At 56.5% G+C, this 24898-nt stretch carries 17 protein-coding genes and 1 tRNA gene; 14 read left to right on the top strand and 4 right to left on the bottom strand.

Features of this window, described 5'->3' with window-relative positions:
- Positions 1 to 290: 290 nt before the first annotated feature.
- Positions 291 to 2423, bottom strand: coding sequence for a TonB-dependent receptor domain-containing protein (locus RVM27_RS04600; protein WP_498957464.1), 2133 nt, complete (start codon positions 2421 to 2423; stop codon positions 291 to 293).
- Between the two features lie 302 nt (positions 2424 to 2725).
- Here RVM27_RS04600 and RVM27_RS04595 point away from each other — a divergent pair, with 302 nt between their 5' ends.
- The 5 genes from RVM27_RS04595 to RVM27_RS04575 all read left to right on the top strand — a co-directional run bounded on the left by RVM27_RS04595 (position 2726) and on the right by RVM27_RS04575 (position 8532).
- Complete coding sequence (locus RVM27_RS04595; protein ID WP_498940446.1) at positions 2726 to 3661, top strand: ABC transporter substrate-binding protein; 936 nt, start codon at positions 2726 to 2728, stop codon at positions 3659 to 3661.
- Positions 3662 to 3717: 56 nt separating this feature from the next.
- Positions 3718 to 4686: a FecCD family ABC transporter permease gene (locus tag RVM27_RS04590; protein ID WP_498940448.1), complete on the top strand. Its 969-nt coding sequence runs from the start codon at positions 3718 to 3720 to the stop codon at positions 4684 to 4686.
- 65 nt (positions 4687 to 4751) lie between these two features.
- Positions 4752 to 5843 (top strand): FecCD family ABC transporter permease, encoded by a 1092-nt coding sequence (locus tag RVM27_RS04585; protein ID WP_287808751.1) that lies wholly within the window; start codon positions 4752 to 4754, stop codon positions 5841 to 5843.
- Positions 5840 to 6649, top strand: a complete 810-nt coding sequence (locus RVM27_RS04580) for an ABC transporter ATP-binding protein (RefSeq protein WP_498957463.1) — start codon at positions 5840 to 5842, stop codon at positions 6647 to 6649. Before RVM27_RS04585 ends, RVM27_RS04580 begins: the two co-directional genes overlap by 4 nt.
- 107 nt (positions 6650 to 6756) lie before the next feature.
- Positions 6757 to 8532 (top strand): ABC transporter ATP-binding protein, encoded by a 1776-nt coding sequence (locus RVM27_RS04575; protein WP_498957750.1) that lies wholly within the window; start codon positions 6757 to 6759, stop codon positions 8530 to 8532.
- 50 nt (positions 8533 to 8582) lie between these two features.
- On the opposite strand, the gene RVM27_RS04570 is transcribed toward RVM27_RS04575, so the two are convergent.
- Complete coding sequence (locus tag RVM27_RS04570; protein ID WP_039175667.1) at positions 8583 to 9158, bottom strand: hypothetical protein; 576 nt, start codon at positions 9156 to 9158, stop codon at positions 8583 to 8585.
- Positions 9159 to 9342: 184 nt separating this feature from the next.
- On the opposite strand from RVM27_RS04570, the gene RVM27_RS04565 reads away from it, so the two are divergent.
- The 8 genes from RVM27_RS04565 (at position 9343) to RVM27_RS04530 (ending at position 23143) form a co-directional block, all read left to right on the top strand.
- A tRNA-Ile gene (locus tag RVM27_RS04565) sits at positions 9343 to 9419 on the top strand.
- 198 nt (positions 9420 to 9617) lie between these two features.
- On the top strand, positions 9618 to 12884 hold the full coding sequence (locus RVM27_RS04560; RefSeq protein WP_498957462.1) for a helicase-related protein: 3267 nt from the start codon (positions 9618 to 9620) through the stop codon (positions 12882 to 12884).
- A complete protein-coding gene (locus RVM27_RS04555; RefSeq protein WP_172416413.1) occupies positions 12881 to 13546 on the top strand; it encodes a DUF4391 domain-containing protein in 666 nt (221 codons plus the stop codon). The genes RVM27_RS04560 and RVM27_RS04555 overlap by 4 nt, the downstream gene beginning before the upstream one ends.
- A 46-nt stretch (positions 13547 to 13592) precedes the next feature.
- A complete protein-coding gene (locus RVM27_RS04550; protein ID WP_044629534.1) occupies positions 13593 to 14588 on the top strand; it encodes an AAA family ATPase in 996 nt (331 codons plus the stop codon).
- Between the two features lie 6 nt (positions 14589 to 14594).
- Positions 14595 to 16946, top strand: a complete 2352-nt coding sequence (locus tag RVM27_RS04545; RefSeq protein ID WP_052509940.1) for a S8 family peptidase — start codon at positions 14595 to 14597, stop codon at positions 16944 to 16946.
- A 42-nt stretch (positions 16947 to 16988) separates the two neighbouring features.
- The gene (locus tag RVM27_RS04540; protein ID WP_498940454.1) at positions 16989 to 18926 is read left to right on the top strand and encodes a site-specific DNA-methyltransferase; all 1938 of its coding nucleotides are present in this window, start codon (positions 16989 to 16991) and stop codon (positions 18924 to 18926) included.
- Positions 18923 to 19975, top strand: coding sequence for a virulence RhuM family protein (locus tag RVM27_RS04535; RefSeq protein ID WP_498940456.1), 1053 nt, complete (start codon positions 18923 to 18925; stop codon positions 19973 to 19975). The genes RVM27_RS04540 and RVM27_RS04535 overlap by 4 nt, the downstream gene beginning before the upstream one ends.
- Before the next feature lie 72 nt (positions 19976 to 20047).
- The gene (locus RVM27_RS04530) at positions 20048 to 23143 is read left to right on the top strand and encodes a type III restriction-modification system endonuclease (protein WP_498957461.1); all 3096 of its coding nucleotides are present in this window, start codon (positions 20048 to 20050) and stop codon (positions 23141 to 23143) included.
- A gap of 213 nt (positions 23144 to 23356) precedes the next feature.
- On the opposite strand, the gene RVM27_RS04525 is transcribed toward RVM27_RS04530, so the two are convergent.
- A complete protein-coding gene (locus RVM27_RS04525) occupies positions 23357 to 23695 on the bottom strand; it encodes an AzlD domain-containing protein (protein WP_498940460.1) in 339 nt (112 codons plus the stop codon).
- Positions 23692 to 24432, bottom strand: a complete 741-nt coding sequence (locus RVM27_RS04520) for an AzlC family ABC transporter permease (protein WP_498940462.1) — start codon at positions 24430 to 24432, stop codon at positions 23692 to 23694. The genes RVM27_RS04525 and RVM27_RS04520 overlap by 4 nt, the downstream gene beginning before the upstream one ends.
- Before the next feature lie 145 nt (positions 24433 to 24577).
- On the opposite strand from RVM27_RS04520, the gene RVM27_RS04515 reads away from it, so the two are divergent.
- Positions 24578 to 24895 (top strand): hypothetical protein, encoded by a 318-nt coding sequence (locus RVM27_RS04515; RefSeq protein WP_498940464.1) that lies wholly within the window; start codon positions 24578 to 24580, stop codon positions 24893 to 24895.
- Positions 24896 to 24898 lie beyond the last annotated feature (3 nt).

Genomic DNA, 24898 nt, shown 5'->3' with positions numbered 1-24898 from the left:
GGCATGACAAAACGGGCCGTCAGCACCGATCAGCACGGTGGGTTTTGGCAATAAAGGGCTTGCGAAAGCCAACTTGCACGGGGCGAATGATCAAAAAGTGCTCGCTGGCGGTGATAGGGAAAGTGTCGGCGCCGGCTTCACGGATTCAGGATATAGTAAAACCATGAATTGTCGCCATAGAGGGAAGCTACTGCTGAGGTGATCCACAAAAAGCATAAAAAAGCCCCGGTGCGAAGCCGGGGCAGCAAGTGAGCATTGAAACAGTAAGCAGAAACTACATGGGCGTCTGTTTAGAACTCATAGCGAGCAGAGAGCCACAAGCGGCGACCCTCTTCGCTGTTGGCGTAAACGTTGCCAAAGCTAGTGCCATCGCCGTAGGCGCGGTAGTCGACAAAGTCTTTATCAAATAAGTTGTAGAGGGTGGCGCTGACGTTAAATTGGTCAGTAAACGCATAGCTGCCGCCTAGGTGAAACAGCGAGTAGGCTTTGAAATCCCCCAGGTCAGCGAAGGAGGGCGCGCCCCTAACACGTTCACGGTTGCGATAACGCTCGCTGCGGTACTCGGCAGAGAACCAAGTATCTAGCTTCGGTGTCGCCTGCCAACGCAGCGTGGCGTTCAGCGCGTGTTCGGGCGTATCAGTTAGCGGTTCGCCACGGTTATTGCCGCTTTTCTGCTCGCTATCGGTGTAGGTGTAATTAGCGGATAAGCGCCAATCGGGGGTGAATTGATAGCTGGTGGAGAGCTCAACCCCCTGGGTCACCGCTTCATCGATATTCACGTCCTGGCTATACATGCCATCCGGGATAAGCGGGTCGTTTTCAATCAGGATATCGTTGCCGCTGGCAATTTTATCGTCGAACTGGTTGTAGAACAGCGTCGCGCTGGCGGTAAAGCCTGTTTGGCTATCGTAGTGCGCGCCGATTTCGCTGCTGGTGCTGGTTTCCGGCTCAAGGTCCGGGTTGCCGATCGTCAGGATCGTGCCCTGGCCGGTCACCCCGTTAATACCCGAGTGAAGGTCATTCAGGGTCGGGGTCTTGTAGCCACGGCTCACGCCGCCTTTTAGCGTCCAGTTCGGCGTGGTGTTCCAGACTAAATAGCTACGGGGGCTGAACTGGCTGCCAAACGCATCGTGATGGTCGTAGCGGCCGCCCAGCGTCAGCGCGAGATCATCACGCAGCATCCACTCGTCTTCCGCAAAGAGCGACCAGGTGGTTTGCTCGAAAGTCTCATTGGCCAAGCCATCATCCAACTCAGCATCCCACCACTGTAGGCCAACAGTGGTCATGTGGTTACCCAGCGGCATAATAAACTTGCTATCCAGTACCGTATTGGTGGTTTCCAGCTTACGCGGGGCACCGCCAATAATGCTGGGGAAGCCCTCATAAGCAACACCCTCTTCTCCGGGAATGGTGCGTCCGGTAGTTTCCGTGGTGTTACGCATCAGGCTCGATTCCAGCGTGCCAGAGGCGAAACGCCCAGTATGGCCGATAGCCACCTGTTCCCGCTCAAAACGCAGCTCGTCGGCATAGCCGTTTGCCGCGCCAGGGTTGGGCGCACAGCTGCGGGTACGGCCGTCCAACGTGCCGAGTTGGCACTCGTCGTTGTTGTAGCGCTGGCGGTTCACTTCCCCATCCAGCCAAAGGTCGTGGCTGTCGTTAGGCGTCCAGGTTAGTTTGCCGCCCAGGTTGTACACATCGCCCTCTACCGGGCTAGGGCCGCGCTGGCTTACCTCAACCGGGTTGCCGTTAGCGTCGGTGTAGACAAGCTCTGATGCGTCACGCTCATAAAAACGCCCGCGCAGTTGAACGCCCAGCGTGTCCTCTACCAGCGGGCCGCTGGTGTAGAGGTTAATTTCACGGCGGTCGCCAAAGTCACGATCTTCATTAAAGGTACTCTCGACGCCGACCGAGCCAACCCATTCGCGGTCTACTCGGCGGGTAATAATGTTGATCACGCCGCCCATGGCATCTGAACCGTATAGGGTGGACATCGGCCCGCGAATTACCTCAATACGTTCAATGCTGGAGACCGGCGGGAAGAAGCTGGTCGAGGTTTCACCAAAACCGTTAGGCGTGACGCTTCCAGCCGCATTTTGGCGGCGGCCATCAATCAGGATTAGCGTGTAGTCGCTGGGCATACCGCGAATGCTGATATTGCTGCCACCGGTTTTGCCCACTTGTCCGCCAACATCGACTCCTTCTACATTACGCAGTGCATCAGCCACGCTGGTAATGCGTTCGCGCTGAAGCTCTTCTCTGGAAATAACCGAGATACTCGCCGGAGCATCCACCATTGCCTGCTCAAACCCACTGGCAGAGACAACAATGTTATCCAGTTGCGCTGATTCTTGCGCATTAGCCACCGAGGCAGTAACGCTGAGCGCGATGGCGCTCGCGAGGGCGGTGCGAGTAAAGCGTGGCATGGCGATCCCCTGATATGAGTCTTGTTTGCTAATGAAACTGATTATCAAATGAGCGGCAGGTTCTAAGAAGAAAAGTTCCCACTTGCGAGATGGTTTTATCGAACAATGCGTTGCTAGTAGTGGAACGGTCGCTGGCAGAGATTCTGACCTGCCCATGGCGTTAGAAGCGCCATGTGCCGTTCCACCCAGCGTTGCAGGACATGCAACGGGAGATTCGTTGGAATATAGGTGCAAGTGTTTTTGAGAATCGTTATTATCAGTGACGAGGATTATTTAGGCATAGCGTTTCACCGGAGAGTCATATGCGACACACGTTACTGCAGCGCGGTTTACTGGGAATGTTGATGGGCGGTTTGCTGGTGGGTACTGCCCAAGCGCGCACCTTGGAGACGGCCTACGGCGACGTGGAGGTTACTGATAACCCGGTGCGTGTCGTCACGCTGTATGAAGGCGCGCTGGATGCCGCGCTGGCGGCGGGCGTGACGCCGATAGGGGCCGTCACCACCCGTGGCGGTGATAACGTGGCGCAATACGTTACTGACTACCTGAATGCCCACGAGCTTGCGCACCCCGAGATTGTGGGCGTCGTGCGGGAAATCAATATCGAAGCCGTGTTGGCCCAGCAGCCGGATCTGATTCTGGCCGCGGCCCAACTGCCGGAGGAGCAGTACCAGCTTTTGTCACAAATCGCCCCCACCGTGGTACCTCCCACACAGCCACTGGCAGCCGATAACTGGGAAGCCGAAGCGCGCCTATTCGGCCAGGCTTTGAACCAGGAAGAGGCCATTGACGAAGCGATCAGCGCCGTCGATCAGCGGGTCGACGCGATGGCAGAGGCGGTGGCTGACGCCGACGTAGGCGACAACGCCTACCTAGTGCGCTGGATGCCCGGTGGCCCTATGGTGATGTCGGAAAACCTGATTGCCACCGGCCTGTTAGAGCGCGTCGGCCTGGATGTTCAAGGCGGCGAGCTGATCGGTGAACGGGGCGTGCACAGCGACGTATTAAGCCTAGAAAACCTCTCTCAAGTAGACGGCGACTGGCTGTTTTTAGCCACGCTAAATGATGACGGCCAAGCCGCGTTAGATAGCGCCAAACAGAGCCCCGCCTTCAACCGCTTGAACGTGGTACAGAACGAACGAGTGGTGCCGGTAAATGGCCAGCTCTGGAGCAGCGCCAACGGCCCGCTGGCGGCCCAGGCGATTCTGGATGACATCGAGAATGCCTTGTTGCCGTGATGCTACTTACCAAGGCAGGGAGTAGCGCCAGGTGGCGCTGTTCATCTCGACACTGGATGCTGATTCTGCTCACCGCCCTTGTGGCGGTGAGCGTCGTTAGTTTGTTGATAGGCGCAGGCAGCGTTGGCCCCCGCCAAGTGCTGGGGCTGCTAAGCGGTAGTGATCACGCGGAAGCGCGTTTTATCGTCTGGGAGCTGCGCGCCCCTCGCACTCTAATTGGTATTGCCGTTGGCGTTGCGCTGGGCGTAGCGGGGGCGCTGCTGCAAGCGGTTTCACGCAACCCGCTGGCCGAGCCGGGCTTGTTGGGCGTGAGCGCTGGCGCTGCGTTTGCTGTTTCCCTGGCGCTGGTATTAGGGGCCAGCGCGTCCACTTTACGCATTCCCGTGGCCCAGTTAGGGGCGCTGATCGGCTGCGTGTGCGTGCTCGGCGTGGCGCGGCTGCGCGGTGTGGGGAGCGACCCGGTGCGCTTGGTGCTGGCCGGTGCCGCGTTTTCGGGGCTGCTTGGTTCGCTTAGTGCACTGATGTTGCTCTACGACCAGCGTGCCGCCGATGAGATTCGCTTTTGGGTGGTGGGCAGCTTGGCCGGTAGGCGGCTAGACGATTTATGGGCCGTACTGCCCAGCCTGCTGGTCGCAGGGGTGGGCGTTGTATTGATTGCCCGGCCGCTGGCCGCGCTGGCGCTAGGGGAGCGGGCCGCCAGCGGTTTAGGGCACCACCCTGGGCTGATTCGCTGGCTGGCGGTGGGCTGCGTGGCGCTATTAGTCGGCGCGGCCACCGCTATTGCCGGGCCGATTGCGTTTGTGGGGCTGGTGGTGCCTTTTGTGGCGCGGGCCATCGCCGGGCCGGATATTCGCCGCACGCTCTGGTTCTGTCTGCCCATTGGCCCACTGATCGTGCTTACCGCCGATATTATCTCCCGTGTCGTCGTTGCTCCCTCCGAGCTGCCCTTGGGCGTACTCACCGCGCTATGCGGTGCGCCGGTGCTGATTGCGGTGGTGCGGGCCAAGCGCCTGCCGATGCTCTAACGCACTCTCTTTGGTTATCTGATGCTATGAAAATGACGGCAAAACAGTCGATGAGCGGTGTGGCAATGCCCCGCACATCCACCGCTTATCAAGAAGAGGTGAGTGCCCAGGCGGTGGCTGCCCCGCAGGGCTACTGGCGCGCCGCGCTGCCTCGTTATGGGGTGAGCGTGCTGTTGGAAAAACGCGCCGTGGCAGTAAATATAGGGCTTAGCGCCGCGCTGCTGGCCGCCTGCGTGCTCTATTTAAGCCTGGGCAGCGTGACGCTTTCCCCCAATGTGGTGGTGGCTTCCTTAATAGGGCAGGGCGATAGCATGACCGCGTTTATGGTGCAGCAGCTGCGCTTGCCGCGCCTGATCGCCGCCTGCTTCACCGGGGCTGCGTTTGCGCTGGCCGGGGTATTAATGCAAACCCTGGCCCGTAACCGCTTGGCGACCCCCGGCATCATCGGTATCGATAACGGTGCCACCGCCTTTGCGGTGGCCTCGATTGTTGGCTTGGGGGTAGGCATCGCCCCGCCCGCCATGGCGCTGGCGGGGGCGACCACCGCCGCCGTACTCACCTTTGGCTTGGCCGCAGGCAGCGGCACCCAGGGCTACCGCTTTATCGTCGCGGGCATTGGCGTGGGTGCGGTGTTCGGTGCGGTCACGCAGCTGATGCTGGCGCGGGTAGCGATTGATACCGCCAACGCCGCCTACCCCTGGACCGTCGGTTCCCTCAATGCCCGCCCGGCAAGCGCGGTACAGCTGCTGGGCATTGGCCTGGCGCTTGGGCTGGTGGCCGCGCTGGCGCTGGCCCGCTCGCTCACGCTGCTGCGCTTTAAGGATGCCATCGCCAGTGGCTTAGGCACCGCGGTGAAAGCGCGGCGGCTGCAGGTGCTGTTACTGTCAGTGGTGCTCACTGCGCTAGCGGTTGCCGTGGCGGGGCCGGTGGGCTTGGTGGCGCTGATTGGCCCTGAAATCGCCCGTTCGCTCTCCAGCGCCCGCCATGTGCCCATTTTAGCCGCTACGCTGGCGGGGGCGCTGGTGATGGTGCTGGCCGATTTAGCGGGCCGCACGCTGTTTGCCCCCATCGAGATCCCCGTGGGGATTGTTACCGCCGTAGTGGGTGGCCCCTGGCTACTCTGGATACTAATGCGCCCGCAACGGAGTCGCCCATGAGCACTGCCCCCGGTTTACCCACCCTGGCCACCGACGCGCTCAGCATGAGTTATGGCCAACGCCAGGTGATCAAGGAGCTGGGCGTCGAGCTGCCCAGCGGCAAGGTGACGGCCATCGTTGGCCCCAACGGCTGTGGTAAATCCACGCTGCTCTCGGGGCTTGCCCGGCTGCATAAGCCTGATGGTGGCGCCATACTGCTCGATGGCCACGACATTCAGCGCCTGCCCACGCGCCAGCTCGCCACCCAACTGGCGCTGCTGCCTCAGGAAGCCGTGGCCCCCGAGGGGCTCACCGTCACCGAGCTGATTCGCTTTGGCCGCCAGCCCCACCAGGGGTGGCTACGTCAATGGTCGGCGGAAGACCAGCAGGTCGTGCAGCACGCGCTGACCGCCGCAGGCCTGGAAGCGCTGGCCAACCGGCCGCTGGAAGCTCTCTCGGGCGGGCAGCGCCAGCGCGCCTGGATCGCCATGACCATTGCCCAGCAAACGCCGCTGCTGCTGCTGGACGAGCCCACCTCTGCGTTAGACCTGGGCCACCAGATCGAAGTCTTCGAGCTGGTGCGCACGCTGGCCTGCCATGGCCGCACCGTGGTGATGGTGCTGCACGACCTGGCCAGCGCCTGCCGCTACGCCGACCACCTGATTGCCATGCGCGACGGGCAGATTGTTGCCCAGGGTGCGCCCGCTGAGGTGGTGACGCCTGCGCTGGTGCGGGAGCTGTATCAGGTAGAGTGCACGCTGCTGCTCGACCCCGATACCGGCAGCCCTTTGCTTGCCAACGTGCGGCGGGCGAGCCAACCCGCGTAACGTGTCGACGGATAACCACCCTAGATAACAACGTAAAAGGAATTGATGTGGCTTCTTCCCCGACCCCCGCTGACAAAGCGTCCGTCAATCAAAGCTTTCACGCCTTAATGCGCCTGCTGCGCTATGCCAAAGGCTATCGGCGGCAGATTATCACCGCCACGATCTGCTCCATCATCAACAAGCTGTTCGATATTGCCCCGGAAATTCTCATCGGTGTCGCCATCGATGTGGTGGTCAACCAGGAGAACAGCTTCGTGGCCCGTCTGGGGTTCGAAACCCCGCACGAGCAGATCGCCATCCTCGCGGTGCTGACCTTCTTTATCTGGGCGGGGGAGTCGCTATTCGAGTACCTGTACCAGGTGCTGTGGCGCAACCTGGCCCAGCGGCTGCAAGCGGATATGCGCCAAGATACCTATGAGCACGCCCAGCGGCTTGATATGGCGTTTTTCGAATCGAAAAGCTCCGGCCAACTGGTGGCCACCATGAACGATGACGTCAACCAGCTGGAGCGCTTTCTGGACGGCGGCGCCAACGCGCTGATTCAGGTGGGAGTGACCGTGGTGGCGGTGGGGGCCGTGTTCTTCGTGCTTTCCCCGCTGATTGCGCTGCTGGCCTTCACGCCTATCCCGCTGATCATCTGGGGAGCGTTCTTTTTCCAGCGCAAGGCGGGGCCGCTCTACAGCGAGGTGCGTGAAAAAGTGGGCGACCTTTCCAGCCGGCTCTCCAACAACCTGAGCGGCATTGCCACCATCAAGAGCTTCACCAGCGAAGCCCGTGAGGCCGAACGCCTGCGCAGCGCCAGTGAAGCCTATGTAGATGCCAACCGTCAGGCGATCAGGGTCAGTTCGGCGTTTATTCCGGTCATCCGCATGGCCATTCTGGCGGGCTTTTTGGCCACCTTCACCGTGGGCGGCATGATGGCGCTCAACGGCAGCCTCAACGTAGGCGCCTACGGCGTGCTGGTGTTCCTGACCCAGCGCCTGCTCTGGCCACTGACCGGGCTGGCCCAGGTCATCGACCTGTTCGAACGCGCCATGGCCAGCACCAAGCGTATCCTGGACTTGTTGGAAGTCCCCATCACGGTGAAAGACGACAGCACTCAGGCATTGGCCGCACCGGTGAAAGGCGAGGTGCGTTTCGAAGCGGTAAGCTTCCAGTACGAGGCCAGCCAGGTAGGCGTGAACGGGGTAGACCTGCACGTTCCGGCGGGCACCACGCTGGCCCTGGTGGGGGCCACGGGGTCGGGTAAGTCGACGTTGATCAAGCTGCTGCTGCGCTTCTACGACCCTGCCAGTGGCCGCGTGCTGGTCGATGGCCAGCCCATCACCGAGGTCAGCATGCATTCGCTGCGGCAGGCCATCGGCCTGGTCAGCCAGGACGTGTACCTGTTCGAGGGCAGTATTCGCGACAACATCGCCTACGGCATGCCCGATGCCGACGAAGCCGCCATCATCGAGGCCGCCAAAACCGCAGAAGCCTGGAGCTTTATCGAGACGCTGCCCCAGGGGCTGGACACCCCGGTGGGGGAGCGGGGCGTGCGCCTTTCCGGCGGCCAACGCCAGCGCCTTTCCCTGGCCCGGGCGCTGCTCAAGGACCCGCCCATTCTGGTGCTGGACGAAGCCACCAGCGCCGTGGACAACGAAACCGAAGCGGCAATCCAGCGCTCGCTGAAGCGCATTGCCCACGGGCGTACGGTCATCATGATTGCCCACCGGCTGTCCACCATCGTGCATGCCGATGAAATCGTCGTGATCGAAAAAGGCCAAGTGGCCGAGCGCGGCACCCATGCCAGCCTGCTAGACGCTGACGGCCACTACGCTGCCCAGTGGCGGGTACAAACCGGGGCCGCCCAGGCGGGCGATGTGGAAGTGCTGGGCCGTTAGGCCGTCACTTGCCACTTACTCAAGCGCCGCCCTATGGGCGGCGCTTGCGTTTAGCGGTTCACCAACAGCGCGTTCAGGGTCACCGGCACATGCTCATCGATTTGCTGATAGCCCAGCAGGGAAAGCACCGTGCGTAGCGTGCTGTTGGCCATCAGGGCATTGCCATCCAGCGCCATCGGTTCGGCATGGGTGACCCTTACTTCGTTCAGCCCGACGCGGGTAAAGCGCAGCGGCACCGCTTCCTCCTGGGTCAGCCGGTCGGTCTGGACTCGAAAGGTCAGGGTTTCCACCAGTTCCTCGCCCATGTCCAGGCGGTCCAGGCGCTCGGGCGGCATCTGCGCCACCAGCGTCACCAGCGGTGTATTGGCCAGCAGGCCCACCCACGGCGGCAGGTCACCCAGGCGTTGCAGCAGGTCGGTCTGGCTCAGCCGGAGCGGCAGGCGCAGCGTGCCATCGGGGGAGATATCGCCCTGCAAATTGCTCACGTGATGATGATGAGTTTGCGGCGCGCTACCGTCCAACTGGGTAATGGACGCCCGCACCTGCGATTGGGCAGGGTCCAACTGCCAGTCGGCCTGAACGGGCAGCGCCAGCAGCAGCGGAAAAAGAGCAATCAAGGCTTTCACAGCGTGTCTCCATAGAAGCAGTCATCAGCAGACCCCGGCCGCGCCGATTAGTGCCCGAAGGCCCGCAGGCAACCGCATCATGTCAGGTATCGCAGCCTGCCCGAAAAAGTGCCGCCCCACCACAAGATAGCGCCCCAAGGGGTAGCCGTGCCCCCACACATTCGCTATGATATGCACGCTTTTCGGGCCTATAGCTCAGTTGGTTAGAGCAGGGGACTCATAATCCCTTGGTCGTAGGTTCAAGTCCTACTGGGCCCACCATTTCTAAAGGTTCTGCTTTTCCTCGATAGCGATTTATTGATTTCTGGCTCCTTTTGCCATGTTTTAGCTCCCTTCTATTTATATCTTCACTCATTTTTATTACTGTCTAACGGCAATGAATATTTAGTGCGTTAGTGATGGGCGTGACGAATAGTCGCCAATGTCTCGAAATCGACCCATACGGTGAAGACAGTGGAAATGCTCGATAACATCAACCGTCTTTTGGGCGATGACCTGAAAACAAGCGTTACGCGTGGCGCCCGTTTGAAAATTGCCGCTTCCTGTTTCTCCATCTATGCCTTCGAAGCGCTGAAGAAAGAGCTGACGGGAGTGGAAAGTCTGCAGTTCATCTTCACCGCGCCCACCTTTGTACCCAACGACGTCACGGATCGGCAGAAGAAGGAACGTCGGGAATTCTTTATTCCCAAGTCTCAGCGTGAAAATGGCCTATATGGCACCGAATTTGAAATTCAGTTGCGTAACAAGCTCACCCAGCGGGCAGTCGCTCGAGAGTGTGCCCAATGGATTCGTCAAAAAGCCACTTTCCGATCCAATAAAACCAAATCTCCGATGCAACCCTTTATACACGTCGCAGGAGAAGGCAAAGCGACGGCCTACATGCCTGTCAACGGTTTTACGGCTGTCGATCTGGGGTATCAGCAGGGCGATGCCGTGTCCAATTTCGTCAATTGCATGGACGAGCCTGCCCACACACAGATGTATCTGCACCTCTTCGAGCAGATATGGAATGACAAAAGCAAGGTAGAAGATGTTACCTCGGCGATTTGCGACCATATCGAATCGGTCTACCAGGAGAACTCCCCCGAGCGCATCTACTTCATCATGCTCTACAACATCTTCCGGGATTTTTTGGAAGATGTTGACGAAGACGTGCTGCCGAATGAGCTGACTGGCTATCGCGATACCCTGGTGTGGAACAAGTTGTTCAACTACCAGAAGGACGCAGCCACCGGCATCATCAACAAGCTGGAAACCTATAACGGCTGCATCCTGGCCGATAGCGTAGGCCTCGGCAAAACCTTCACTGCCCTGGCCGTGGTCAAGTATTACGAGCTGCGCAACAAAAAGGTCCTGGTGCTATGCCCGAAGAAGCTGGCGGACAACTGGCGCAACTACAACAGCAACCTGACCACCAATATTTTCGCCAGAGACCGCTTCAACTATGACGTGCTCTGCCACACGGATCTGTCCCGCACCTCGGGCGAGTCCTTTGGCATGCCCTTGAACCGGGTCAATTGGGGCAACTATGACCTGGTGGTAATCGACGAGTCCCACAACTTTCGCAATAACGATGTCTACAAGGACCGTGAAACCCGTTACCAGAAGCTGATGAACAAGGTTATCCGCGCCGGGGTGAAAACCAAGGTGCTGATGCTGTCTGCCACGCCGGTCAATAACCGCTTTATCGATCTACGCAACCAGTTGGCGCTGGCCTATGAGGGTGAGTCCGATGCCCTGGGCAAGCATCTGAAAACCAACACCAGCGTAGAAGAGATTTTCCGCCGGGCACAGAAGGCCTTCAACGCCTGGTCGGACTTGCCCCCGGAGCAGCGCACAGCGGCGTCCATCCTCAAAGCCCTGGACTTCGACTTCTTCGAGCTGCTGGACTCGGTCACCATTGCCCGCTCGCGCAAGCATATCCAGACCTTTTACGACACCACAGACATTGGTCACTTCCCCGAGCGCCGCAAGCCGCTGTCGTTCCACTGCCCGATTACTGAACGTCAGGATGTGGCTGACCTCAACGAGATTTTCAGCCAGTTATCGGTGCTCAAGCTCTCGGTCTACGCCCCCATCAGTTACATCCTGCCCAGCCGGTTGCGCAAGTACGAAGAGCTGTACGATACCCAGGTAGAAGGTGGCAAAGGCAAGCTGCGCCAGGCCGACCGTGAACGCAGCCTGCAGGCCCTGATGACCACCAACCTGCTCAAACGCCTGGAAAGCTCAGTAGCCGCTTTCCGCCTGACACTGGCGTCGCTCAGCGGCAACATTACTCGCACGCTGGAAGCCATCGACGCCTTCGAGTCCAGCGGCAAAGCCGATCAGGTAGGTGATTATCTGGATGATCTCGGTGTCTTTGATAGAGATGATGAAGAGTTCTCGGGCCTGGACGAGTTTACCGTAGGCAAAAAAGTCCAGATCAGTCTGGCGGATATGGACCTGCCTTCCTGGCGTCACGACCTGGCAGCAGACCTGGCCTTGATCGACAACCTGTTGGAGTCCATGCGCAAGGTAGCCCCAGCGGATGACACCAAGCTGCAACACCTGCTCACACTGATCAACGACAAGATCGACCGGCCGCTGAACCCCGGCAATCGCAAGGTGCTGATCTTCACAGCCTTTGCCGATACCGCCAATTACTTGTATGACAACCTTGCGCCGATGGCCTTGAAGCGCGGATTGCATGTTGGCAAGGTGACAGGATCTGATGCCCCCAAGTCGACCCTGCGAAAAGGCTACGACTTTCAGAGTCTGTTGACCCTGTTCTCGCCACGCTCCAAGGAAAAGGACGTCGTATTGCCGGATGAGCCCGGCGAGCTGGATATTCTGATTGGTACCGACTGCATTTCAGAAGGCCAGAACCTGCAGGACTGCGATTTTCTGATCAACTACGATATTCACTGGAACCCGGTGCGCATCATCCAGCGTTTCGGCCGCATCGACCGTATCGGTTCACCCAACCAGCAAATCCAGCTGGTCAACTACTGGCCGGATATCAGCCTGGATGAATACATCAACCTCAAGGAGCGGGTAGAAAATCGCATGGTGATCGCCGATGTCACTGCCACCGGTGATGACAACGTGCTCACCGCCAAATCCAGTGATATTGCCTATCGCAAGGAGCAGCTCAAGCGCCTGCAAAATGAAGTCATCGAGCTGGAAGACGTCAAGGCCGGCATCTCGATCACCGATCTGGGCCTGAACGACTTTCGCATGGACCTGCTGAATTATGTGAAAGCCAACGGCGAGCTGGATAACGTGCCTTTCGGCATGCACGCCATCGTTCCGGCGCAACCGGGCGTCGGCTTACTGCCTGGTGTTATGTTCGCCCTGAGGAACATCCACGAAAGCGTCAACGTCAATCAGCAGAACCGTCTGCACCCCTATTACCTGGTGTATATCGGGAACGACGGTGAAGTGATTGCCGACCATACCGAAGTCAAGCGCCTGCTCGACCTGATCCGCAGTAGTTGCAAGGGCAAGGATGAACCCATCCGCGCCCTGTGCCAGCTGTTCAACGAGCGCACCCAGGACGGGCGCAATATGCAGCCCTACTCCGACCTGCTCAGCCAGGCCATTCGCAGCATGATCGAGGTGAAGGAAGAAAAGGACATCGACAGCCTGTTTGGCGGCGGCCGCACCACGGCACTGACCACCACCATCCAGGGACTGGATGATTTTGAACTGATTGCGTTTCTGGTCATCGAGGGCAGCACCGCATGACCCTCTTTGCCTGGCCGAAACAGGCGGCCTTCGGCCGCGTGGTGCCCAAGAGCAAGATCTACGAGCACGCCACCGTCAGTACCGCTCTTAAGGAACGCTTTGTCCAGCAGGTGGAGCAGATCAACTGGGCCTACAAACTGGCCCCGGAAACGGTCAATCTGCCAGCCACGCCTGCGGTGGCAGAAATCCAGGTGTTTCGTCTCAACCTCAAGGGGGCTAGTCTGGACCAGGACGTACTCAAGGCCATCGACCGTGCCATTCCATTTCCGCTGATCTTTGAGCTGGTACAGGGTGGCCGCATCAAGCTAGCAGCAGCTTACAAGCGGCCCGCGCAGAAACCCAAAAGTGATGCGGACATTTCGATAGTGGGTAATTACCTTGAGACAAACTGGTGTCCGCGCGACACTCCACGTCAGTCCTTGCCGGTGGCACTGGATATGAACGGGCTTTACGAACAACTGTTGCTTCACATGATGCCCATACCTGCACGGTCAGAGGAGTCTTTAGCTGACGCGGTGGGGCGCGTAGAGCAGCTTCGGGCTAGGCAACGGGAAATAGACAAGGTCGCAGCTCGGTTGAAGCGTGAGAAGCAGTTTAATCGCAAGGTTGAAATGAATGCAGAATTGCGGCGAATGAAAGCTGAGCTTGAAAGGCTAAAATAAACGAGTTTGTTGACTATTTTCGAAATTACCCTGTAGGGGAGCAACTATGGCCACCGGCAAACTTCTCCGGCAGCTTGTAAAATCAGGCACAGAGGGCAATCTCGAAGCCTTCAAACGGGCTTCTGAACAACTGATCCAAGAAGAGCGTGCAAGAAAGCATCATCTTCTGGCCAACGACCTTGAAAGAATTCTTTATGGTCGTCGCAATGCCACCGGAGCGGCTAATACGTTCTTAAGTGATCGCGTCCCAAAAGATAAAGAACGCAATATCCCGCTTTTGCAGATCAGTGAACCCGTCCGACGCATCGAAGATGTCGTGTTGTCGGATGAAAACGCTTCTTTGCTAAACGAGCTATTGCAAGAGCATCATCGAGCTGAAGCCCTGCATAGCTATGGCTTGCACCCAGCTGACCGATTACTGTTCTGCGGCCCGCCTGGCTGTGGAAAGACGCTGACAGCAGAGGTTCTGGCCAGCGAACTGGGACTACCTCTAGCAATCGTGCGCATTGATAGCGTGGTGTCTTCGCTGTTGGGTGAAACCGCCTCAAATTTGCGTCAGGTTTTTGACTTCATTGCCATTACACCGATGGTTGTTTTGTTCGATGAGTTCGATGCGTTGGCTAAAGAGCGCGCAGATACTGCTGAGCATGGTGAGCTGAAGCGTGTCGTCAATGCCTTCCTACAGATGCTAGATGCCTACGAGGGAAAGAGCATTCTGGTCGCGGCGACTAACCATGAGCGCATCCTTGATACGGCAATCTGGCGCCGCTTTGACGAAGTGCTGGTCTTCGAGTCTCCAAATCTGGAGCAGTTACGTCGATTATTGTCCATCAAGCTCCGCGGGTTGCGTCGTGAGTTTGATATTGACGATGCACGCATAACGAGTCTTTTCAAGGGCATGAGCCATGCTGATGTGGAACGTGTGTTACGTCGGGCAGCAAAAGACATGGTGCTAACAGGTAAAGAATTTCTCAGCGAAAGGCACCTTCAATCGGCTATTCGTCGCGAAGATGCTCGCAGAGCTCGCATGCAAGGAAACTAAGTCGTCATGGAAGAAACCTTTCCGCATCTGAACATTCAACGAGAAGCACCAGTTAACGAAAAGCGTCCTGGGGGGAACCCGCGCACCGCTCCACCGGACGATGTACCTTCTCATGGAAGAGGGCTACTCGGAAAGCTAGCTAATGCAACGAGAGAAGCTAGCGAAGATATCGGTGGTTTTGATGAACGTAAACTCTTTCGGTTCACAGTTCAGAAAGGGTTTAACCCTGACGACCTAAGAAAAATTTCCACGGAAATAGAAGTTGTCAGCCAGGAAGACGAAACCGTCATCATAGGCTTCGCTACCAATGCGGCGATGGCACAGTTTGAAGCTCGTCTTGCCAGCATGGCATCCGGGGGATATGTCACCAATAAAGAAGTCATTTACGCATTACAAAGTGTGGATGGTTGGAGCCCGGAAGATCGTAAAAGTTGGGCACTGAAGCAGCACGGTTTTCCTGATGATGAAGATTTTCTTTTGGACGTCGAAATCTGGCCTCTAGAAGATAGGCCTGATGCCAGACAACAAGCCTGGGATAAGTTTGATAGCTGGTTATCAGAACAAAGGATTGAGAAGCTTGACCAGGTCAAAAAACCTGAGCTGACTCTTTACCGTTTACGCTGTACAGCCGCTCAGGCTGAGTCATTGCTCCACCATCGCGATATTCGATCAATCGACCTACTGCCAAGCTTTGCGCTGGAGCGCTCGATAGTGTTCCAAGATATTCAGCAATTCCCAGAAGTGCAGGCACCGCCAGCCCAGGCGCCGGGTGTTGTAGTGCTAGATAGCGGCATTGCCGATGGTCACCCTTTATTGAAAGCAGCCGTAGCCAACACAGCAAGCTTTCTACCGGGCGAAGGCCCGCACGACGAGAATGGGCACGGCACCCACGTTGCGGGCTTGGCGCTCTATGGTGATTTTGAAAAGCATCTTCGTGCGGGAGCCTTTACACCGACCTTACGCCTGTACAGTGGTCGGATTCTCGACAGAAGCAATGAGAACACCACAGGCTTTGTAGAAAACCACATAGAAGAAGCCGTTCGACACTTCGTTACCGAGCATGGTTGCAAGGTGTTCAACTTGTCATTTGGTGATTCCAACAAGCCTTACTTTGGAGGGCACCTGAAAGGACTTTCGGTCACGTTGGACACCCTTTCTCGTGAGCTTGGGGTGCTGTTTGTCGTATCATCGGGAAATCATCGGATTGGTGAAGGCTCACCAGATGGCCTGGAATGGCGCGACCAATACCCAGAATATCTGCTAAATGAAAGTTGGCGGGTTATTGAACCAGCCCCTGCATTGAACGCGCTTACCGTAGGTAGCTTGGTTAGACATACTCAAACTTATAACAGTCAACGTTATCCACTCGACCCGGCGGAAATACCAATTGCGCAAGCGGGCCAGCCATCCCCTTTTACTCGCAATGGCCACTCAGTAGATGGTGCTATCAAACCAGAATTGGTAGCACACGGCGGAAACTGGGCGATACACGCGCGAGCTAACTACGCATTACTGGACGGCCTAACTGGCCTTGGGGTTGTATCCACAGGCCTGCAGTTTGCTGATGGAAGACCTTTTCAGGTGGATGCTGGGACCAGCATGGCAGCTCCCCAGGTGGCTCATCTGGCAGCATCCATACTCCACGAACACCCGGATGCCACAGCCAATTTCATCCGCGCGCAACTCTGCCTGAACGCAGCTATACCACAGGCCAGTCAGCACCTCTTTGAAAAGAACAAAGCGCTTAGCCGGGTTTGTGGCTATGGTGAGGTGGATGAAACTGCGCTGAAGCGGTCCAGTGAAAATGCTGTCACCCTCATTACGGAGAGCAGGATCGAAAACAAGCGGCACCATTTTTATGAAATCCCGGTGCCGCCTGACTTCACCAGCGGCGGAAAGAAGCGTCTTCGGGAAATTGCGGTCGCATTGGCCTACGCGCCGCCTGTTCGCTCAACACGAATAAAGTATCGCGCCACACGCATTGATTTTAAATTGGTTGCAGCGCGAGACCTTGAGCATGTCACTACTATGTTTAATAAGGCAACGAAGAAGGATGACTATCAAAGCATCAAGGAACTAGCCGGGGCGACTATTGGGCAGACTGCCCGAAGCAAGGGAACAGTCCAAGCTGATTCCTGGAAATTTTTTCAATTCAATTCCAACTCCGCATTACGCAATAAAAAACTGTTTGTTGTAGTCACTCGTAATGATTTTCCATGGGGCGAAAGTCTATGTGATAGCGAAGAAAGTTACTCACTTCTGGTAAGTCTCCGCGATAAGCAGAATTTATCCGCGCAACTTTATACACAAATCAAGGCTCGCTTGGATGCCAGGGTACCGGTACGTATTCGCGTATAGCCATATCAGAACCTGAGAAAAGAATTCAAGAGGTATATTTCCGTGGACAAACTCAAAATGCACAGTCCTGATCTGAGTCAGGACAATATTGCCAAAATTCGTGAGCTGTTCCCCGGCTGCGTGACCGAGGCACGGGATGAGGCAACAGGGAAATTGCGCCTCGCTGTTGATTTTGATCAGCTGCGCCAGGAGCTAAGTGATTCGATTGTGGATGGGACGCAGGAACGGTATCGGTTGGACTGGCCAGGGAAACGAGAGGCGTTGGCGCTAGCAAATGCGCCTATTGCGAAATCGCTTCGGCCGACGTTAGATGAAAGCTCTCAGTTTGAACAAACAGAAAACATATTCATTGAAGGTGACAATCTAGAGGCTTTGAAGCTGCTTCAAGAGACCTACCTCGGAAAAATTAAGATGATTTACATTGACCCACCTTACAATACGGGCAATGACTTCATATATGACGACGATTTTTCTGAGGATACAGAAGCATTTTTGCAAAGATCTAACCAGATGGACGAATCTCGAAATCGCTTGGTGGCAAATACAAATGCCAACGGAAGGTTTCATTCGGATTGGATCTCTATGATTTACTCAAGAATAAAGCTAGCAAAAAACTTGCTGGCAAATGACGGGGTTATTTTCATCAGCATTGATGATGTAGAGGTCGACAACCTTTGCAAGGTCTGTGACGAGATTTTTGGTGCAGAAAATAGAATTGGGTTAATAACCGCTGTGAGCAATTTGAAAGGGCGTAGTGATGATAAATACTATGCCACGGCCCACAATTATTTGCTCGCTTATCAAAAGAAGAATTTTATATCGCTAGGTGTCCCTCTTCCAGATGAATACTTAAAGGAGTATCAAGAGACTACTCCAGATGGAAGAAGGTACAGATTGCAAGGACTGAGGAAGCGGGGTGATAGTGCTAAAAGGATAGACAGGCCTAAAATGCACTATCCTTTCTATGTGAACCCCTTGGATAACTCTGTTTCGCTTCAGAAGTCTGAACAACACAGCATAGAGGTGCTCCCTCTTCTCTCCGATGGAGAGGATGGTCGGTGGCGCTGGGGAAGAGAGACATCCGCGGAAAGAATATCTGAGCTATGTGCTCGCACCGTGGGTGCAAATAAAAGATACGATATTTTTCAGATTGATTATGCCGAAGGAGAAAATGGGGAAAAAAGAATAAAGCCTAAAACTGTATGGAGCGGCAATGGTTTTGCGAACGAAACTGGGTCGCTGGAGCTTAAAAGTCTTTTCGGAAAGAAATTTTTTGATACTCCAAAACCAATAGGATTGATTAAATATTGCCTTCAGCATGCCACCCATAACAACGATTTGGTTTTGGATTTTTTTGCGGGATCGTCTACCACAGCACATGCGGTCATGCAGCTAAACTCTGAGGATGGTGGAAGACGCAAGTTTATTATGGTGCAACTCCCAGAGCCGTGCGATGAGAAGTCCGATGCATTTAAAGCTGGCTATGGATCAATCGCCGATATTAGCAAAGAACGTATTCGCCGTGCCGGACAAAAGATCCTTGAAAGTGATTGTCACCCCGACTGGAACCGCGATGTGGGCTTCCGCGTGCTCAAGGTCGACACCTCTAACATGAAGGACATCTACTACCGCCCCGATCAGCTGTCCCAAGGCGATTTGTTGGAAGCCGTGGACAACGTCAAACCCGACCGAACGCCGGAAGATCTGCTGTTCCAGGTGCTGGTGGACTGGGGTGTGGATCTGACCCTGCCGATTCGCCGCGAATCCCTGCAAGGCAAAACAGTGTTCTTCGTCGATGACAATGCCCTGGTCGCCTGCTTCGATACTGATATTACCGAAGAGCTGGTCAAGGAGCTGGCCAAGCATGAACCACTGCGGGTGGTGTTCCGTGACAATGGCTTTGTCTCCGATGCGGTGAAGATCAACGTCGAGCAGATCTTCCGTCAGCTGTCGCCCAGCACCGAGGTCCGTGCGCTATGAACCAAGGTGCTGATCAGCCCGGTAGCACAGGGGATGTCCTGCTGTATGAGGCGGCCGAAGGCCGGCTGCGGCTTGAGGTGCGCTTGCAGGATGAAACCCTGTGGCTGACCCAGAACCAGCTAGCCGAGCTGTTTCAGACCACCCAGCAGAATATCAGCGGCCATATTCAGAACGTCTACGCTGAGGGCGAGCTGGAGCGGGAGGCAACTCACAAGAAATTCTTGTCAGTTCAGCTCGAGGGTAGCCGCGAGGTCAGCCGTCAGCGGGATTTCTACAATCTGGACATGATCATTGCCGTTGGCTACCGGGTCAAAAGTGCCATCGCTACCCGCTTCCGGATCTGGGCTACCGAGCGCCTCAAGGAATACATCATCAAAGGCTTTGTCATGGATGATGAGCGCCTCAAGGAGCCGCAGAACGACCGCTATTTTGAAGAGCTGCTGGCGCGTATCCGCGATATCCGCAGCTCTGAAAAGGTATTCTGGCGCAAGGTGTTGGATATCTACGCCACCAGCACGGACTACGACCCCAAGGCGGAGCAAACCCAGCTGTTCTTTAAACAGGTGCAGAACAAGATGCACTGGGCGGCTCATGGGCATACGGCCTCTGAACTGATTTTCCAGCGTGCTGATGCCAGTTCACCCAACATGGGTGTCACCAACTTTCCGGGCAAGAACCTGCTGAAGCGTGATATCGAGGTTGCCAAGAATTACCTGAATGAAGAAGAGCTCAATATCCTGAACCGCATCGTCAATGCCTACCTGGAATTGGCTGAGGTGCAAGCGCTCAACCGCCAGCCCATGACGATGGCCGACTGGCAGCAGCGACTGGATCAATTCCTGACCATGACAGGGCGTGAGCTGCTGACCCATGCAGGTAGCATCAGTAACCAGCAAGCGGTGAACAAGGCGCATCAGGAGTTCGAGAAATTCCGCGAGCAAAGGCTGCAGCAGCCTTCAGAGGTGGAAAAGCACTTCGTCGAGGCAGAAAAGAAGCTGAAGCAACTGAAGTCACCCACACGTAAGGGCGACAAGGGCGGGCAGCGTTGAGCGCCGCCCTCGGTTCTTTCTGCATGACGACGTGCAGAAAGCCTTGCAGAAAGAATGCAGAAAGAGAATGCCATGAAGCTGAAGTTTAAAACCCAGGCCTACCAGACCCACGCCGTGGAGTCCGTGGTCGACTGCTTTGCCGGTCAGCCCCTGCTCGATGGTCTGACCTACCGGATCGATCCGGGTCAGCACTCCCAAGCCAGCGCCTTCGACGAAGATGGCTTCAGAAACGCTGATCTGGTGCTCAGCGAAGCCCAGGTATTGGAAAACGTCCAGACGGTCCAACGCCGCCAGAACCTGCCGGTGGTAACCTCGCTGACCGAGTTCACCACCTTCGACAACAAGGGCAATCGGGTGCCCGTCAAGGCGGCTTACAAAAAGGATGCTCTGGCGGCTACGCGCATCCACCTGGACGTGGAGATGGAGACCGGCACCGGTAAGACCTACTGCTACATCAAGACGATCTTCGAGATGAACAAGCGCTATGGTTGGAGCAAGTTCATCATCATGGTGCCGTCCATTGCCATCCGTGAAGGGGTATACAAGTCACTACAGATCACCGCTGAACACTTCACCGAGAGTTATGGCAAGAAGGCGCGATTCTTCATCTACAACTCCAAGCGACTGCATGAGTTGGAGAGCTTCTCGTCGGATGCCGGCATCAATGTGATGGTGATGAATATTCAGGCTTTCAACGCCCGAGGCGCAGACAACCGACGTATCTACGATGAGCTGGACGATTTTCAGTCGCGCAAGCCGATCGATGTGATCGCCGCCAACCGGCCCATCCTGATTCTGGATGAACCGCAGAAGATGGAGGGCAAAGCCACCATGGAAGCTTTACCCCGGTTCAAGCCGCTGATGATCCTGCGTTATTCGGCCACACACCGAACCCAGCACAACCGTATTCACCGCCTGGATGCGCTGGATGCCTACAACCAGAAACTGGTCAAAAAGATCGCCGTGCGTGGTATTCAGGCGCGGGGGTTGGCTGGCACCAATGCCTACCTGTATCTGGAAGGTATCGACATATCCAGGCAGGCTCCAGTAGCCCGTATTGAATTGGAAGTGAAGCTGAAGTCCGGTGAGATCAAGCGTCAGCTCCGCCGCCTGCAGTTCCGCGATGATCTGTTTGCCGAGTCCGGAGAGCTGGACCAATACCGTGACGGCTTCACCATCAGTCAGATCGACGCCACCACCGACACCGTGGAGTTTACCAATGGGCTCGTATTGAAGGCCGGTGAAGCCAACGGCGATGTGTCCGAGCGAGACATCCGGCGTATTCAGATTCGTGAAACCATCAAGGCCCACCTGGATCGGGAAAAGCAGTTGTTTGCCCAGGGCATCAAGGTGCTGTCGCTGTTCTTTATCGACGAGGTGGCCAAGTACCGCGACTATGCCCAGCCGGATGAGCAGGGCGAGTATGCCCGTATTTTCGAAGAAGAGTATCAGCTGCTAAAGGACGAATATTTATCTGAGCTGGCGATCGATAATGAAGCCTATCGGCAGTACCTGGACGGCATCGAACCGGCAGCCACGCACAACGGTTATTTCTCCATCGACAAGAAGACCAACCGCCTGAAAGATCCGGCTGTTGGGGCTCGTTCCGTTGATTCTGACGATGTGGATGCCTACGACCTGATTTTGAAGGACAAGGAGCGCTTGCTGTCCTTCCAGGAGCCGACGCGTTTTATCTTCTCTCACTCGGCCCTGCGCGAAGGCTGGGATAATCCCAACGTCTTTGTTATGTGCATGCTCAAACACAGCGACAACACCATCTCACGGCGTCAGGAGGTAGGGCGCGGGTTGCGCCTGTCGGTGGATCAGCACGGTGACCGTATGGATAACCCTGCTGTGGTGCACACCATCAACGTGCTGACCGTGATTGCCAGTGAGAGTTACAAGGATTTTGTTGCCGGTTTACAGCTAGAGATCAGCGACACTCTGAGTGCACGGCCCCGCCAGGCCACTGCGGCGTTCTTCAGCGGCAAAGTAATGAGTACTGAAGGCGGCCTTGTCACTGTCAGTGACGACATGGCGTCAGGTATCGAATACTACCTGGTGCAGAACGGATACGTTGATCGTCAGAAAAATATTCTGGACAAATACCACGATGCAAAAGACAGCGGAACAGTGGCTGAGCTACCGGATGACCTGAAGCCTTATGCTGATCAAGTTTTTGACTTGATCGACAGCGTATTCAGCGATGCCCAGCTGCCTAAAATCGAAGATGGTCGCAAACCGAAAACGAACCCCCTCAACGCCAACTTTGACAAGAAGGAATTCCAGGCGCTATGGCAAAGGATCAATCGCAAAGCAGTGTACCGTGTCGAATTTGACTCGGACGAGCTGGTGCGCAAGTGCATCGCAGCCCTGGACAAGAGCTTGCGCGTCACCCCGCTTCAATACACCGTGCAAAAGGGCATCCAGCTGGATGGCCTGACAGATGAGCAATTGAAGAAAGGCGATGGCTTCAAGGTCGAGGAAACCGCAACGGAGTATGGTGATTCAATCCACTCGCGGGTCCGCTATGACCTGCTCGGCAAGGTGGCCGAGAATGCGCAGCTGACCCGCCAGACGACCGCCAACATATTGCAAGGCATTCAACCCGCCGTGTTCCAACAGTTCCGGCAAAACCCTGAACACTTCATTGCCGAGGCCTCCCGGTTGATCATCGAACAGAAGGCCGCGATGGTCATCGAGCGCCTGGCCTACGATGAAGTGGACGAGCGCTACGATGTGGATATCTTCACCGCCAACCAAACCGGACAAGACTTCTCCCGAGCCACGCAAAAGCTCAAAAATCACGTCTACGACTACGCCATCACCGATTCTGAGATCGAGCGTCGCTTTGTCACCGAACTCGATACCAGCAGTGAGGTAGTAGTTTATGCCAAGTTGCCACGTGGCTTCCTGATTCCTACCCCGGTGGGCGACTACAACCCAGACTGGGCTATTTCATTCCGAGAAGGTAACGTCAAACACATCTACTTTGTCGCTGAAACCAAGGGCTCAATGTCGTCCATGAAACTACGCGAGATCGAAAAAACCAAGATTGAATGTGCTCGCAAGTTCTTCGCCGAGATCAGTCAGCAGGTCACCGGTGATAAAGTGAAGTACGACGTGGTAACAGACTACGCCAAGCTGATGGATGTGGTAGGTCCGTAAGCTGCTCGAGGGCGATCAACTGTCAAGTCATGCTTGACAGTTGATGTGGATCTGCGTGTTCGGCAGCTACCGACAATATAAAGCTCCTCGAGCTCGCCCATATGATGCTTGCTTATGGTCGATATTGCTTTAGTGCGAAGCCAGCTCTTCAAAAAACGCAGGGTCATCCTGAATCGTCGCCAGTACCTTAGCGTGCCACACGCTGCTATCTGTCTAGCCCAGAAGGGTGAATCCTACTTCCACCATCCCAAACACCGCCACCCCCGCCGCCACTGGCCAGCCCAGGGAGCGCAGGCGCCGCCATACCAGCAGCGTCACGCTCAGCCCGATGGCCGTGGCGAGCCACGAGGTCGGGCTGGGGTTGACGGGCACGATGGAAACCCCGAGCACGCCTGCAATCATCAGCGGGCCGAGGATCACCAGCCACTGCGGCATGGCATTGAGGCCGGTGTCGCTACCCAGGCGGCGCTGCATCCACAGAAAGGGCACCACCCGCATCAATAGCGTGCCCAGCGCGCATATCACCACGGCAACCCACAGCGATGTGCTCATGGCGTGTGCTCCCGGCTGCGAAAGGTCAGGGTGTAGAAACACAAAGCGCCGCAGGCCGCCGCCAGCGGAATGGCCACATTGCTCCAGCCTGCCAGGTTCAAGCCCAGTGCGGCCAGCACGGTACAAGTGGTGGCGGCCGCCCAGCGTTTGCTGGTAAAACGCGGTGCCACCATGGTGAGGAAGAGCGCAGGCAGGGCAAAGGGCATGATTTCTCCCAGCAATGGCCAGCGGGCGGTGACGGCTTCGCCACCGCTGGCTCCGGCAATGGTACCTATGATCCATACCCCCCAGGCCAGCAGCGACGCGCCCACGAACCAGGCAAAGCGCTTGGCCTCGGGGAGCTGCGGCAGGCGGGTGAGCGCCAGGGCAAATACCTGGTCGGTCAGGCCGTGCATCAGCCAGGGCCAGTGGCGGCTACGGGGTAGCAAAGGCGCCAGGTTTGGCCCATACACCACATGGCGCACGTTGATCAGCAGGGTCAGCGCCACCACCAGCCACAGCGGCGCACCAGCCGCGATCATGCCCACGAACAGAAACTGCGAGGCGCCAGCGTAGATCAGGGCCGAAATGATCGCGGCTTCCCAGGTCGTGAAACCCGCCTGGGTTGCGACCAGGCCAAACGACAGCGAAACGGGCACATAGCCACCCAGCAATGGGATGGCTTCGCGAACGCCCTGAAAGCCGGCGCGCAGGGCGGAATGCTGGCTCGTATCGGCTTGCTCGATCGACTGGTTCACGATGGCGTACTCCCTTGGCCGTCAGTAGGAAACGTTAGCTTGGCAACTATTATGACCTTCTGTCAGGGGCGTGTCATGCGTAGAGAAGGTTTCCAGTGGCATCTTTCATGCATGGTCTATAGCGCGTCTGCTACGAGGAAGCGCGATGTATTCATTAGCCATGCTCAACCCCGTTAAATCGATACTGCGCAGTGTGGCACTTCTGTTGCTGGGCAACGGCCTGCTCAACACGCTGCTTACCCTGCGGGGCACGGCGGAAGGTTTCTCCAGCGCGGTGCTGGGCATCATCATGTCCGGCTATTTTGTCGGGTTTATCTGCGGCACCTGGGTAAGCGGGCGCTTGATTCGGCGTATGGGGCACATTCGTACCTTTGGCTTCTGCGCTTCCATTTGTTCATCGGTGGCGCTGTTGCATCTGGTGTTTATGAAGAGGATGAGCGTGAGCGTTTGGCGAGACTGCTGAAAA

It is taken from the genome of Halomonas sp. KM007, from assembly GCF_050709225.1.
Taxonomy (GTDB): Bacteria; Pseudomonadota; Gammaproteobacteria; order Pseudomonadales; family Halomonadaceae; genus Vreelandella; species Vreelandella hamiltonii.
Note: the sequence above shows the minus strand (reverse complement) of the source record. Positions and strands in the feature narration are given on the sequence as shown.

Excerpts from the sequence above, each read along its gene's own strand:
- RVM27_RS04585 (WP_287808751.1), top strand. The coding sequence starts at position 4,752 with ATGCCCCGCACATCCACCGCTTATCAAGAAGAGGTGAGTGCCCAGGCG.
- RVM27_RS04530 (WP_498957461.1), top strand. The coding sequence starts at position 20,048 with ATGAAGCTGAAGTTTAAAACCCAGGCCTACCAGACCCACGCCGTGGAG.
- RVM27_RS04515 (WP_498940464.1), top strand. The coding sequence starts at position 24,578 with ATGTATTCATTAGCCATGCTCAACCCCGTTAAATCGATACTGCGCAGT.
- RVM27_RS04595 (WP_498940446.1), top strand. The coding sequence starts at position 2,726 with ATGCGACACACGTTACTGCAGCGCGGTTTACTGGGAATGTTGATGGGC.
- RVM27_RS04580 (WP_498957463.1), top strand. The coding sequence starts at position 5,840 with ATGAGCACTGCCCCCGGTTTACCCACCCTGGCCACCGACGCGCTCAGC.
- RVM27_RS04575 (WP_498957750.1), top strand. The coding sequence starts at position 6,757 with ATGCGCCTGCTGCGCTATGCCAAAGGCTATCGGCGGCAGATTATCACC.
- RVM27_RS04600 (WP_498957464.1), bottom strand. The coding sequence starts at position 2,423 with ATGCCACGCTTTACTCGCACCGCCCTCGCGAGCGCCATCGCGCTCAGC.
- RVM27_RS04545 (WP_052509940.1), top strand. The coding sequence starts at position 14,595 with ATGGAAGAAACCTTTCCGCATCTGAACATTCAACGAGAAGCACCAGTT.
- RVM27_RS04550 (WP_044629534.1), top strand. The coding sequence starts at position 13,593 with ATGGCCACCGGCAAACTTCTCCGGCAGCTTGTAAAATCAGGCACAGAG.
- RVM27_RS04555 (WP_172416413.1), top strand. The coding sequence starts at position 12,881 with ATGACCCTCTTTGCCTGGCCGAAACAGGCGGCCTTCGGCCGCGTGGTG.
- RVM27_RS04525 (WP_498940460.1), bottom strand. The coding sequence starts at position 23,695 with ATGAGCACATCGCTGTGGGTTGCCGTGGTGATATGCGCGCTGGGCACG.
- RVM27_RS04535 (WP_498940456.1), top strand. The coding sequence starts at position 18,923 with ATGAACCAAGGTGCTGATCAGCCCGGTAGCACAGGGGATGTCCTGCTG.
- RVM27_RS04560 (WP_498957462.1), top strand. The coding sequence starts at position 9,618 with ATGCTCGATAACATCAACCGTCTTTTGGGCGATGACCTGAAAACAAGC.
- RVM27_RS04590 (WP_498940448.1), top strand. The coding sequence starts at position 3,718 with ATGCTGATTCTGCTCACCGCCCTTGTGGCGGTGAGCGTCGTTAGTTTG.